The sequence below is a fragment of the Micromonospora sp. R311 genome (assembly GCF_056780015.1).
In genome coordinates, this window is record NZ_JBSWCE010000014.1 from 76,767 (window position 1) to 89,204 (window position 12,438).

At 74.1% G+C, this 12,438-nt stretch carries 11 protein-coding genes; all 11 read right to left on the minus strand.

Annotation, left to right across the window (positions count from 1 at the left end; translation table 11 throughout):
* Positions 1-37: 37 nt before the first annotated feature.
* The gene (locus AC1WTP_RS14155; protein ID WP_481649703.1) at positions 38-736 is read right to left on the minus strand and encodes an SDR family oxidoreductase; all 699 of its coding nucleotides are present in this window, start codon (positions 734-736) and stop codon (positions 38-40) included.
* A 55-nt stretch (positions 737-791) separates the two neighbouring features.
* A complete protein-coding gene (locus tag AC1WTP_RS14160; protein WP_447137151.1) occupies positions 792-1,295 on the minus strand; it encodes a winged helix-turn-helix transcriptional regulator in 504 nt (167 codons plus the stop codon).
* A gap of 123 nt (positions 1,296-1,418) precedes the next feature.
* Complete coding sequence (locus tag AC1WTP_RS14165; protein ID WP_481649704.1) at positions 1,419-1,736, minus strand: hypothetical protein; 318 nt, start codon at positions 1,734-1,736, stop codon at positions 1,419-1,421.
* Between the two features lie 160 nt (positions 1,737-1,896).
* The gene (locus AC1WTP_RS14170) at positions 1,897-4,644 is read right to left on the minus strand and encodes a glycoside hydrolase family 38 N-terminal domain-containing protein (RefSeq protein WP_481649705.1); all 2,748 of its coding nucleotides are present in this window, start codon (positions 4,642-4,644) and stop codon (positions 1,897-1,899) included.
* A complete protein-coding gene (locus AC1WTP_RS14175; protein WP_481649706.1) occupies positions 4,641-5,789 on the minus strand; it encodes a Gfo/Idh/MocA family protein in 1,149 nt (382 codons plus the stop codon). Before AC1WTP_RS14175 ends, AC1WTP_RS14170 begins: the two co-directional genes overlap by 4 nt.
* Complete coding sequence (locus AC1WTP_RS14180) at positions 5,786-6,697, minus strand: sugar phosphate isomerase/epimerase family protein (protein WP_481649707.1); 912 nt, start codon at positions 6,695-6,697, stop codon at positions 5,786-5,788. Before AC1WTP_RS14180 ends, AC1WTP_RS14175 begins: the two co-directional genes overlap by 4 nt.
* Positions 6,688-7,896: a CehA/McbA family metallohydrolase gene (locus AC1WTP_RS14185; protein WP_481649708.1), complete on the minus strand. Its 1,209-nt coding sequence runs from the start codon at positions 7,894-7,896 to the stop codon at positions 6,688-6,690. The genes AC1WTP_RS14180 and AC1WTP_RS14185 overlap by 10 nt, the downstream gene beginning before the upstream one ends.
* Positions 7,897-7,898: 2 nt before the next feature.
* Complete coding sequence (locus tag AC1WTP_RS14190; protein WP_481649709.1) at positions 7,899-9,095, minus strand: ABC transporter ATP-binding protein; 1,197 nt, start codon at positions 9,093-9,095, stop codon at positions 7,899-7,901.
* Positions 9,095-9,976, minus strand: coding sequence for a carbohydrate ABC transporter permease (locus AC1WTP_RS14195; RefSeq protein WP_481649710.1), 882 nt, complete (start codon positions 9,974-9,976; stop codon positions 9,095-9,097). Before AC1WTP_RS14195 ends, AC1WTP_RS14190 begins: the two co-directional genes overlap by 1 nt.
* Positions 9,973-10,920, minus strand: coding sequence for a carbohydrate ABC transporter permease (locus AC1WTP_RS14200; protein ID WP_481649711.1), 948 nt, complete (start codon positions 10,918-10,920; stop codon positions 9,973-9,975). Before AC1WTP_RS14200 ends, AC1WTP_RS14195 begins: the two co-directional genes overlap by 4 nt.
* Positions 10,895-12,292: an extracellular solute-binding protein gene (locus tag AC1WTP_RS14205; protein ID WP_481649712.1), complete on the minus strand. Its 1,398-nt coding sequence runs from the start codon at positions 12,290-12,292 to the stop codon at positions 10,895-10,897. The genes AC1WTP_RS14200 and AC1WTP_RS14205 overlap by 26 nt, the downstream gene beginning before the upstream one ends.
* Positions 12,293-12,438: the final 146 nt, after the last annotated feature.

The following is a 12,438-nucleotide window of genomic DNA, read 5'->3' on the forward strand; positions in this document are numbered from 1 at the left end:
GTGGTGGCACCGGGTCGGTGCCACCACCTCCGCATCGTCAGGGCAGCTGCGGGTAGAGGGCCGCGACCCCACCGGCGAGCCCGGTCCGCACCTGCCGGCTGACGTCGTCGGCGAGGATCTCGTACGAGTCGGCCTCGATCGCGTCCGCCGCGATCCGGGCGATGTCGGCCGGGTCGGACTTCGGCGACGTGACCCCGGCGGCCATGTCGGTGTCCATGTACCCGACGTGCAGGCCGGCGACCCGGATGCCGCGGTCGGCGAGCTGCGCGCGCAGCGCGTTGGTCATCGACCACTCGGCGGACTTCGCCGCGCTGTACGCGCCGAGGTGCGGGAAGCTCACCCAGGACAGCACGGACAGCACGTTGAGGATCGATCCGCCGCCGTTGCCGGCGATGACCGGGGTGAACGCCCGCACCATCGACAGGGTGCCGAAGAAGTGGGTGTCCATCTCCAGCCGGATCCGGTCGAGGTCGGCGTCCAGCAGGTCCGCGCCGGTGGCCGAGCCGGCGTTGTTGACCAGGAGCGTGACGTCCCGGGCGAGGTCGGCCGCGGCGGCCACCGAGGCGGGGTCGGTGATGTCCAGCCGGACCGGCGTGACGCCGGGCAGGTCGACCTGGTCGGGGTTGCGCGCGCCGGCGTACACGGTGGCGCCCCGGGCGGTCAGTTCGGCGGCGAGGTGCCGGCCGAAGCCCCGGTTGGCGCCGGTGACGAGGGCGGTGGTTCCGGCGATCTTCATGGGCGTACTCCTGGGTGGGTTCGGCGCGTGACGGTCACGCGCCGGCGGGTGGGGTTCAGGACGCCGTCGGCGCGTCGCGGTCGGCGCGGCGCAGGCCGGGCCCCGGGCGTACGGCGATCTCGTCGGCGGCCACGTCGTGGCCGGCGTCGCAGCGCAGTCGCGCGTGCACGGCGGCGCCGCAGTCGTGGTGCTCGAGGCGGATGGACGGCCCGGCCTCGTCGGCGGCCCAGGCGTCGCCCCACTGGCGCAGCGCGGTGAGCACCGGCAGCAGCTCGGCGCCCTTGCGGGTGAGGTGGTACTCGTCGCGGGTGCGCTGGCCGGGCTCCCGGTAGGGGTGCCGCTCGAGCAGCCCGTCGGTGACGAGCTGCTTGAGCCGGGCGGCGGCGACGGGTTCGCTGACGCCGGCCCGGCGGGCGAACGCGTCGAAGCGGCGGGTGCCCAGCGACGCCTCCCGCAGCAGCAGGAGCGTGGTGCGGTTGCCGACCACGTCCAGGGCGCTGGCGATCGAGCAGGTGCTGGCCAGCCACGAGTCCCGGTCGGCGAGCAGGTCGTCGGTCATGCCGGCGACGCTACCCCCGCTGACTTAGCTTTGCCAAAGTCAGCTGGGTCACAGCCGGCCTGAGCCCGGATACGACGATGCCGACCACCTCGTCGGTGGTCGGCATCCGTCTGACGAACGTGGTTACGCGGCCTGCCGGGCGGCCGGCTGGCGCTGCGCCGGCGCGCCGGACCAGCCGGTGACCGGCGCCGGGCCGTCCGGCCCTTCGGCGGTGGGCGCCGCCGTGGCGTCGGTGCGTGCCAGGTTGAGCGCGTGCTGGGCGTTGTTCCAGGCCTGGCAGGGCCAGGGCTGGCCGGCGCAGAGCAGGTTACGGCAGCCGCCGTCGTCGTCCGGCTCGTGGGCGTCGGCCACCTCCAGGGCCAGCTTCCACAGCAGCGGGTCGGTCACCTCTTCTGGACGGTCGGCCTGGTGGTCGGACCGGTCGAGGCTGGTGTCGGACACGAAAAGATCCCCCCTTGGGCGCAGGTGCTGGGCCCACCTTCACCAGTTTGAGCGCCCGCGAAACCTCCTGGCGTTACGTCGCGCCGGTTATGAGGGTGTTTTCACCCGAAAGTCTGACTGCCCGGCAGCGAGCGTGGGGATGGGCGGAGGTGAGTGCCGGTCAGCCCAGGTCGAGGTGCACCGTGGCGATCTCCCAGGCCCGCAGCGGCAGCCGGACCTGCCCGTCATCGTCGACGGCCAGCGGTTCGCCGGTCCGGCCGAGCAGGTCCGCCCGCCACGCCCCGCGGATGGTCGCCCCGCCGAGCACGGCGACGGTGTCCGCCGGGGTCTGCGCCACCAGCCGCACCTCGGTGCGGCCGGCGCGGTCCCGCACGCTGGTCAGCGCGACGCCGGGACCGTCCACGGCGAGCCCGCCCGCCGGCGTGGGCAGCGCGGTGGCCGGGTCGGCGGTGCCGGGGAAGGCCAGCAGCTCGTGCCGGTACGCCTCGGCCGCGGCCAGCACCCCGGCCTCGTGCCAGGCGCCCCGGTAGGGCAGCACCGCCAGCTCGACCGTGCGGGTGCCGCGGCACTGCGCCTCGGGCGTCGGCAGCTGCGGGCCGGCGGGCTCGTCGCGCAGGGCGTGCCGGTTGCGCGACAGCATCCCGATCGACCGCAGCAGGGTGACCGCCAGTTCCCGGCCCGAGTCGGTCAGCTCGTACTCGGTGGGCTGGGTCAGCAGCAGGGCGAGGGCGCCGTCCGGACCGCCGGCGGCGACGAACCCGTTCGCCGGGAAGGTGGGCAGCGGCACCTCACCGCCGCCGCCCTCCGCGGTCAGGCCCCGCTCGACGACGGCGAACTGCCCCTCGGCGTACGACGCGTCGGCCCGCGACGGCAGCGGCAGGTGCAGCCGGACCCGGTGGTCGTCGCAGCGGTTGTCGAACTCGACGCGCAGTCGGACGAACGGCTCGCCGCAGCGCAGCTCGACCCGGGTGGTGACGGTGATCGGCTCGCGATCCACCGCGCGGGAACCCGCGTCGACGTCCGCCGCCTCCGGCCAGCGGTACTCCCGCACCACGTCCAGGACGGCCACCAGCGGCCCGTCGTGGCGCACCACGGTGCGCACCGCCCGTGGCTTGTCCACCAGTTCGTCGGCGGCCGGTGGGGCGTAGTTGTAGCTGTCGCCCACGTCGCCGCCGTCGACGACGCGGCCGATTCCGTCCACCGTCACGCCGTCCGGGGTGGTCAGCGCCAGCGTGCCGTCCTCGGCGACGTCGACGCGGAGCAGACCGTTGTCGAGGCCGCGGCCGGCCGCGGTCACCGGCGCGGATCCGGGCGCCGCGGTCGCCGGCAGGGGCACCGGCCGGACCGCGGCGCGCCCGAGCGGCGGCACCTCGACCAGGGCGGCGACGGTGGCCCGGGGGGCGGCGAGGATCCGCACCCGCCACCGGTCGGCCGGCCCGGCGGCGGCGAGCGCCAGCCGGACGTCCTCCACGTCGAAGGCGGGGTCGCCGTGCCGGGCCACCTGGAAGGTGAGGGTGGCGTCGTCGGGCGACACGGACCAGGCGGTGACCTCCTGGCCGTAGAGTTCCCGGCCGTGCACCCGGGTGAGCACGGCCGGCAGGTCGGCCGCCGGCACCAGGTCGTCGGCGAGCAGCGTGCGGCCCCGGTCGAGGACCTGGGCGGCGACGCTGCGGCCGGCGGCGTCGGCCAGCGCCACGGTGCCGTCGGCGGGCGCCTCCACGTCCAGGCGGACCAGCGCGGTGCGGGCCGCCGGGGTGGGGTTGAACAGCAGGTAGCCGTCGTGGGGCACGGTGGCGGCCAGCCGCGCGCCGACCAGGTCGCAGACCGCCCGGCCGAGCTGGTCGGCCTCGGCGAGGCGGGCGGCGACCTGTTCGGCGGTCTCGTCGCAGCCGCAGCCGGTCACCGAGTCGTGGCAGCTGGCGTCGATCAGCCGGGTCCAGGCCATGTCGAGGAAGCGCTGCACGGACGCGTCGTGGGTCAGCGCGGCGAGCGGCTCGGCGTACCGTTCGACGCGCCGCTCGGCACGGTTCATCGCCCGCTTGAGCTGGCCGCGGACGGAGATCACGCCGGGCAGGATGTTGGCCCGGGCGTGCGAGCGCAGCTCGCCGCGGACGACCGGCAGGCCGGCGACGGTGGCCGGTTGGGTGGCGAAGTACTCGGCGAGGGTGCCCAGCCGCAGCCGGGTGTCGGCGAGGTCGGCGGCGGCCAGCAGGTCGGGGGCGTCCGGCGCCGGGGCGGCGTGGTCGGTGCCGTACATGGCCAGCGCCGGGCCGTCCTCCCCGTCGAACCGCCAGGCGGCGAGTTTGGTGGCGAGGTCGCCGGCGCGGCGGGTGACCTGCGCGGCGTCGTCCATCAGGCCGGCGGCGTTGCCGTAGCCGCCGGGCAGGTACTCGGTGCGGATGGTGGTGCCGTCGGGCGCCTGCCAGGCGAAGGCGTGGTGGTGCATCCGCTCGGGTACGCCGCGGAACACGCAGGCGTGGGTCAGCCCGGCGCCGGCCAGGATCTGCGGCATCTGGGCGATGTGGCCGAACATGTCGGGCAGGTAGCCGACCGGCATGGCCCCGCCCAGCTCGGCGCTGCGGGCCAGCCCGCGTTCCAGGTTGCGGACGATGTTCTCCCCGGAGCAGAGGAACTCGTCGAGCAGGATCTGCCACGGGCCCACCGCCAGCCGCCCGGCGCGCACCAGGGCGATGACCTGCTCGCGCCGTTCCGGGCGGACCTCCAGGTAGTCGTCGACCGCGGCGAGTTGCCCGTCCAGGGTGAACCGCTGCCGCGGGTCGCGTTCCATCCGGTCGAACACCTCGTCGAGCAGCGCCACCAGCCGCAGCCGGAACCGCTGGAACGGCTCGTACCACTCCCGGTCCCAGTGGGTGTGCGGCACCACGATGATGTCGGTCGGTCGCGTCATCGGCTCGCCGCCTCTCCGCTGATCGCCACCCCGGTCAGCTCACCGTAGCGGCGTACCACCTGCTGGCTGGTCCGTACGTCGGCCGCGCCCTCGGCGATGCCGGTCAACGGCGCGACGCCCGCGGTGACCATCGCGTGGAACGCGACCAGTTCCTGCTCGAACGCCTCGGTCACCGACCGGAACGCGGCCCGCCGCTCGCCGCCGCCGTGGTCGTCCACCACGGTCAGCGTGGTGGGCGCGTTGAGCAGGTACGGCGACGGGAACACCAGCTCCAGCGAGCCGCGGGCGTGGTGCAGGGTGACCGTCTCCCGGTAGGCCGGGTAGTCCGGCAGGTTGAGCCACCGGATGCCGTAGCGGGCCCCGTCCGGCAGCCGCCCGCCGACCTCGACCGACGGCTCGACCGGGCCGTCGGGGCGCAGCGGCCAGGTGGCCACGTGCTCCACGGTGGCCGGTGCGCCGGTGAACAACCGCAGCAGGGACAGGTCGTGCGAGATGCTGTTGATCAGGATCTGGTAGAGGGCGCGGGCGCCCGGGTCGGCGCCGACGGCGGCGTCGAGCAGCCCGCGGTCGGCGGCCGCGAACCGGGCCGCCTCCTCGGCCGGCACGTCGCCGGGGGCCGGGGGCAGGTTGGCGAAGCGCAACTGCCGGTCGCCGCCGGCGTGCAGCACGGTCACCTCGACCGCGTGCACCCGCTCCGCGCCGCCGAGCTCCGCCAGCAGTCGCGCGGCCTCGGCCACCGCCGGGTCGTACTGCTTCATGTAGCCGACCATCAGCGCCGCGCCGCCGGCGCCCAGCTCGACCAGCCGGGCGGTCTCGGCGAGCGTGTAGGCCAGCGGCTTCTCGCAGAGCACCGGCAGCCCGGCGCGCAGCGCCAGCGCGGCCAGTTCGCCGTGCGAGCCGGAGGTGGCCAGCAGCACCGCGTCGCAGCCGCCGTCGGTCACCATCCGGGCCGCGTCGGTGTAGCGGCGGGCCGGCTCGACGCCGTACCGCTCGCCCAGTTCGGTCACCCGCGACGGGGACAGGTCGGCCAGCGCGACGATCTCGAACAGGTCGGCCCGGCGTTGCAGCAGCGGCAGGTGCACGGTGCGGGCGATGATGCCCAGCCCGGCCACCGCGATCCGGATCCGCTTGCCCGGCTCGGTCATCGCAGCGCCTCCTCGAGCCGGCGCAGGTTGGCGTGCTGGTCGGCGCGGATCCGGTCGAGGTCCCGGCCGTCCGCGGGGGCGTCCTGCTCGATCACCAGCCAGCCGGTGTAGCCGGTGGCGTCGAGACCGGCGAGCACCCCGGCGAGGTCGACGTCGCCGCGGCCCAGGGCGCAGAAGCCCCCGGCGGCGACCACGTCCATCAGCCCACCGCCGGCCGCCCGGACCCGGGCGTGGGCGGCGAGGTCGGCGTCCTTCACGTGCACCTGGCCGATCCGCCCGGCCCAGCGGCGTGCCGCGGCCACCGGGTCGCCGCCGGCCAGCAGCAGGTGCCCGGTGTCCAGGCAGATGTTGATGTCGGTGAGCTCCAGCAGCCGGTCGGCCTCGGCCTCGGTCTCCACGTCGGTGCCGAGGTGGTAGTGGAACACCGGCTCCAGGCCGCGGTCACGGCACCGGTCGGCGGCCTGCTGCACCCGGGCGGCGAAATCCGGCCAGGCCGCGGCGGGCAGCGCCGACGCCAGGTCGGTCGGGGTGCCCGGGCGGGCCATCCGGGCCGGGTTGCCCGGGCAGGCCAGGGTCGGCCGGGGTGCGAAGCGGGGGTTGTCGGCCGGCGCGGCGGTGAACACGTCGAGTGCGGCGTCGAGCTGGGCCAGGTCCTCGGCGAAGCCGGCCGGGTCGGCGAAGCGCAGGTCGACCCAGCCGCCGGCGAGCGCGATGCCGGCCGCGTCCAGCCGGCGCGCGAGGGTCTCGCCGGTGCCGAGGTAGCCGATCGGGCCGGAGTCCACCCCGGTGTAGCCGTCGTCGGCCAGCGCCGCGAGCAGGTCATCGGGGCCGACGGGTGCGTCGGTGCTCTGGTAGATGCCGTAGTTGACGGGGGCGCCGGCCACCCGGGTTCGTCCGGTCAGCTGCACAGTGCGATCACCTCCATGCGGTGGGACTCCAGGACGTGCAGCCCGTCGCCGGCCGGTAGCAGGCACCGGTCGCCGCGGACCAGCCGGTGCCGCCCGTCCGGGTAGGCCAGCAGCGCGCCGTCGGCGTCGAGCGCTAGCAGTTCGTCGCCGAGGCGCAGCAGCAGCGGGCCGTCGGGGTCGGCGGAGATGGCGGTACGGCCGCCGCGCAGCGCGTCCAGCACCGCGTTCCCGGGGGCGGCGTCGCGGTCGGCGAGCACCCAGGTGGTGGGGGAGCCGGGCAGCGCGTCGGCGCCGGGGCGGTGGAAGTCGCTGCCCCCGACCGGTACGACGTCCGCCCGCCACGCCCGCGCCCAGGCCAGCGGGGCGCCCCAGGTGCGGTCCCACCAGCCGGAGTGCCACACCTCGACCAGCGGGGTGCGGTCGGCCAGCGGCTGCCGCCAGGCGCAGTCCCCGCCGAGCGGATGGTTGACCGACATCAGCCCGCCGTCGCGCCGGGTGGCGGCGAGCCACTCGTCGGGCGGCCGGCGGAAGTCGACCCAGGCCACCGGGCCGAAGACGTTGGCGTGCCCCCGGTCGGTGGTCACCTCCTGGCCGGGCAGCAGAGTGATGCCGTAGCGGGCGGAGGCGGCCGGCAGGCACGGGTGGTGGCTGACGGTGTTGTGGTCGGTGACGGCGAGGAAGTCCAGGCCGCGGGAGGCGGCGAGCGCGGCGAGTTCGTCGATGGTGTGCGCGCCGTCGCTGTGCACGGTGTGCGCGTGCAGGTCGCCGGCGAGCCAGCACCGGCCGTCGACGTCGGGCAGGTCCCGGCGGGGCGGCCGGTCCGGGCGCGGCGGCGCGGCCGGCGCCTCGGGTGCGGGTGGCGGGATGCTGCTGGTGGTGGCGGTGACCTCGTAGTCCAGCCCGTCGGGCGGGATGCGGTGCAGCCGCAGCAGCACCTGCCACTCGCCGGGTTCCAGGTCGCCGGGCAGGTAGCCGGGGGTGGCCCAGTCGGCGGCGATGGTGTATCCGTCGCGGGCGCCGCCGGACCAGCCGCGGAAGCCGGCCGGGCTGACGCAGCCGAGGTCGAGCACCCCGGCCTGGCGCGGGTAGTCCAGCCGGACGGTGAGCGCGGCGGTGCCGGGTGCGACGGTGACCGGCAGGGCCCGCATCACGTCGTCGGCGCGGTCCTGCAGGGTCCACCTGCCCCGGTGCGCGACCATGCTCAACCCTGCACGCCGGCGCCGGCGCCGGCGCGGGGAGCCGGCACGCTGGCCGTTTCGGCGGCGGCGACCAGGTTGCCGTCGCGGTAGAGCAGGGACCGGCCGGGCCGGGGCACCACCCAGCCGGTGTCGCCCGGTTCGGGTTCGCTGCCCTCCGCGACGACGACCTGCACGCTGGTGGCGGGGCCGGTGGCGCCCGGGTCGCCGGCCGCGCCCGCCGGGTCGCCACTGTCGCCGGCGGTGTCGGCGGCGGGTACGTCGAGGGAGACCAGGGAGACGCTGCCCAGGTTCTCCACCACCACGACCTGTCCGGTCAGCGCGCCGGGGACCGGGGTGGGGGAGTAGTCGAGGTATTCCGGGCGGACCCCGTAGACCAGCGGCTCGCCGTCGGTGACCTGGCCGTGGGCGTCCTCGGGCAGCGGCAGCCGGGCCCGTCCCACGGCCAGTTCGTCGCCGGCCACCCGGGCGTCGACCAGGTTCATCGGGGTGGAGCCGATGAACCCGGCGACGAAGGTGTTGGCGGGGCGGCGGAACACCTCCGTCGGGGTGCCGACCTGGCGGATCCGGCCGCCCTCCATGACCGCGATCCGGTCGGCGAGGGCGAGCGCCTCGGCTTGGTCGTGGGTGACGAAGACGGTGGTGACGCCGAGTTCCCGTTGCAGCCGCTTGAGGAAGGTCCGCGCCTCCAGCCGGAGCCGGGCGTCGAGATTGGACAACGGCTCGTCGAGCAGGAACACCTGCGGGTGGCAGGCCATCGCCCGGGCGAGCGCCACCCGCTGCTGCTGGCCGCCGGAGAGCTGCCCCGGGCGGCGTTCCAGCAACGCGGAGAGGCCGAGTTCCTCGGCGGTCTCGGCGGCCTTGCCGGCGCGGGCCCGCCGGTCGACCTTCTTGATCCGCAGCGGGTAGGCGATGTTGTCCTGCACGGTCATGTGCGGGAAGAGGGCGTAGTCCTGGAAGACCATGGCCACGTCCCGCTTGCCCGGCGGCAGGTTGGTGACGTTCCGGTCGCCGATGTGCACGCTGCCTCCGGAGGCGACCTCCAGCCCGGCGATGGTGCGCAGCAGCGTGGTCTTGCCGCAGCCGGACGGCCCGAGCAGGGCGAAGAACTCGCCGTCGGCGATCTCCAGATCGAGGGCGTCCAGGGCGCGTACCCCGTTGGGGTAGACCTTGGTCAGCTCGCGCATGGTGATGGCGGACATCAGCGCTTGATCCCTCCGTGGAAGCGGAATCCGTACCGGCTGCTGACGAAGACGAACATGAGCGCCACCGGCAGCGAGTAGAGCAGCGAGAAGGTGGAGAGCAGCCGCAGGTCGGCCTGGCCGCCCTCGGTGTAGAGGGTGTACATGATCACCGCGGCGGGGGCCTTGTCCGGGCCGCGCAGCAGCAGGAAGGGCACCAGGAAGTTGCCCCAGACGTTGGCGACCGCCCACACCCCGACGGTGGCCAGGCCGGGGCGGACCACCGGCACCACGATGTGCCGCATGATCTGCAACGGGCTGGCGCCGAAGACCCGGGCCGACTCCTCGTAGGAGGTCGGGGTGGAGTCCATGAAGTCCTTGAGGATGAAGATCGCCGCGGGCAGCAGCCCGCCGCTGAGGATCAGGATCACGCCGAGCCGGGAGTCGATCAGGTTGAGCCGGAAGGCCAGCTCGAACAGCGGCACCATGGTGGCGGTGCCGGTGACGATCGACGACAGCAGCAGCAGCCCGTAGAGCAGCGCGTCCCGGCCGGGCACCCGGACCCGGCTCAGCGCGTACGCGGCGAGCGCGGCGAACGTCACCACCAGCGCGGCGGTGCCGCCGGCCAGGTAGACGGAGTTGAGCAGCGAGCTCACCGCGTACGGGTTGTCCAGCAGGGCGCGGAAGTTGTCCAGGGTGAACTGCGGCAGCGAGGCGGTGATGGTCGGGGTGTCGTCGAACGGGGCGGTGGCCAGCCAGAGCAGCGGCAGCGCGAAGAAGCCGAGGACGGCGCAGAGGAACGTGTAACGGCCGATCTGGGCGAGCACGTGGCGTACCGCGACGGGAGGCCGTTCGCCGGTCGGCTGGGTGGTGGGTGCGGGCGTCGCGGTGGTGGCGGTCACGCCGGCTCCTTCCGCCGGCCCAGCATGCGCAGGTAGACCAGCGCGATGACCAGGTTGATCAGCAGCATGATGAACGAGATCGCGGCGCCGAAGCCGAGTTCGCCGCCGGAGAGCGCCACCTTGTAGACGTAGACCGGCAGGATCTCCGAGCGCTGCTCGGGGCCGCCGGCGGTGATCAGGAACGGCGCGAAGTCGTTGAACGTCCAGAGGCTGATCAGCAGCAGGTTGGTCAGCACGTGCCCGCGGATGCGGGGGAAGACCACGTCGCGCAGCTGCTGCCAGGTCGACGCGCCGGCCAGCCGGGCGGTCTCCAGGTGCGAGCGGGGGACGTTCTCCAGCGCGGCCGCGTAGAGCATCATCGAGAACGCGGTGCCCCGCCAGGTGTTGAAGATGATGATCGACAGCATCGGGTAGTCGAGCAGCCAGGCCATCCCGGGGATGCCGAGCAGCGCGTTGAGCGTGCCGGCGTCCCGGTCGAGCAGGGCGATCCACAGGAAGGCGACCACCGAGCTGGGCAGGATCCAGGAGAGCAGGACGAACCCCTCGACCACCCGGCGCAGCGGGCCGCGGCGGTCGCGCAGCGCGAAGGCGATGGCGAAGCCGAGCCCGGCCTGGCCGATGACCGCCGAGCCGAGCACGAACTGCAGGGTCAGCAGCAGCGAGGTGCGGAACCGCTCGTCGCCCAGCGCCTGGGTGTAGTTGTCCAGCCCGACGATCTCCGGGTTGGCGGCGGCCAGCCCGGTCAGCCGGTAGTTGGTGACGCCCAGGTAGATCGTCCACGCGGCCGGCACCACCAGGAAGACCAGGATCAGCACCATGGCGGGCACGAGGAACCCGGTGGCCCGGGCCCGGCCGAGCCCGGCGGCGTCGGGGGCCGGGGAGGCGCCCGTGACCGGGCGCGCTCCCTCGACCACCTCGTCAGGAGGTGACGTTACCTGGACCACCGACGAACCCTTCGACCTTCTTCTGGTACGCCGCGGCCACCTCGTCCACGCTCTTGCCCGCCGTCGCGTCGGCGGTGGCCTCCTGCAGCGCCACCGACACCTGCGGGTAGACCGCCAGCGGCGGCCGGTACGCGGTGATCGGCAGCACCTTCTCGGCGACGAAGTTGAGCATCGGGTCGGCCGCGAGGACCTCCTTGTTCACGTCGGTGCGGGCGGTGATCCGGGTGGCCCCGGCCAGTTCCGCCTTGACCGCCTCCGCCGAGTGCATGAACGACAGCAGCTCCCACGCCTGGGACGGGAACTTGGAGTTGGGGTTGAGCACCCGCACGCCGCCGCCGGACATGCTGACGAAGTCCTGCCCGCGGATGCCCGCGCCGGGCTGCTTGGCCGGGATCATCGCGTAGCCGACGGTGGTGTCCCGGTCGGCCATCTTGGCGATGCCGTCCTTGGGGTTCACCACGCTGCGCCAGAAGTAGTCGCCCTCGGCCAGGATGCCGATCTTGCCGGCGGCGAACTCCGCGAAGGACTTGTCGCGTCCCTTCGCCTCCTGCTGCAGCTTCGGGTCGCCCAGCCCGCCGCCGTAGACCTTGGTGTAGAAGTCGAGCATGTCCTTGACCGGCTGGCTGGCCCCGGCCCACTTGCCGCCCGCGTAGATCTCACCGCCGGCGCCGACCAGCAGCGGCAGCGCGCCCTGCATCGAGGTGGCCTCGCCCATCGCGGTGCCGGCGTTGATCTGGATCGGGGTCACCCCGGGCAGCGCCTTGAGCTTCGCGCCGGCGTCGAGGATCTCCTGCCAGCTCCTGGGTTGCCAGTCGGCGGGCAGGCCGGCCTGGGTGAAGAGCTTCTTGTTGTAGTAGAGCACCCGGCCGTCGGTGCCGAGCGGGATGCCGTAGCGCTTGTCCTCGAACGAGCCGAGGCCCTGCACGGTGTCCGGGATCTGCGACCAGCCCTCCCAGGAGTCGACCTGGTCGCCGGCCACCTCGGACAGCGGCTTGAGGTAGCCGGCCTGGACGAACTCGCCGACCCAGATGCCGTCCACGGCGATCACGTCGGCGCCGCCCTTGGAGCGCAGGTCCAGGGCCAGCTTGGTCTTGTACTGCTCGTCGTCGACGCCGCTGGGCACGAACGTCACCTTGGCGGTGACCCCCTTGGCCTTCTGCGCCTCGACGAACTTCGGGATGACCCAGTTCTCGATCCACTCCGCACCCGCGGAGTTCTTGCCGCCGGCGATCGCGTTGGCGGAGATGGTGAGAGTGATGTTCTTGGCGTCCTTGCCGGCGGGCTCGTCCGAGCCGCCGCAGGCCGTGGCGGTGAGAGCGACGGCGGTGAGCGCGGCGAGCACGCCTGCTGCGTGTCTCGGCTTGGCTGACATGGGCTGTTTCCCTTCGCAAGGAGAGACTTCGAAGAGACTCGCGGGGTCACCACCGGCCGCACGTCCGCCGCCGGCGGTGCTTGCGGCCACAATGTCATGACAGCTTGACGACGTAAATACCTGTCACTGAAATGAGCGCGGAACAT

Coding starts and splice junctions, on each gene's coding strand:
- AC1WTP_RS14190 (WP_481649709.1), bottom strand. CDS start 9,095: ATGTCCGCCATCACCATGCGCGAGCTGACCAAGGTCTACCCCAACGGG.
- AC1WTP_RS14175 (WP_481649706.1), bottom strand. CDS start 5,789: ATGACCGAGCCGGGCAAGCGGATCCGGATCGCGGTGGCCGGGCTGGGC.
- AC1WTP_RS14170 (WP_481649705.1), bottom strand. CDS start 4,644: ATGACGCGACCGACCGACATCATCGTGGTGCCGCACACCCACTGGGAC.
- AC1WTP_RS14205 (WP_481649712.1), bottom strand. CDS start 12,292: ATGTCAGCCAAGCCGAGACACGCAGCAGGCGTGCTCGCCGCGCTCACC.
- AC1WTP_RS14155 (WP_481649703.1), bottom strand. CDS start 736: ATGAAGATCGCCGGAACCACCGCCCTCGTCACCGGCGCCAACCGGGGC.
- AC1WTP_RS14185 (WP_481649708.1), bottom strand. CDS start 7,896: ATGGTCGCGCACCGGGGCAGGTGGACCCTGCAGGACCGCGCCGACGAC.
- AC1WTP_RS14160 (WP_447137151.1), bottom strand. CDS start 1,295: ATGACCGACGACCTGCTCGCCGACCGGGACTCGTGGCTGGCCAGCACC.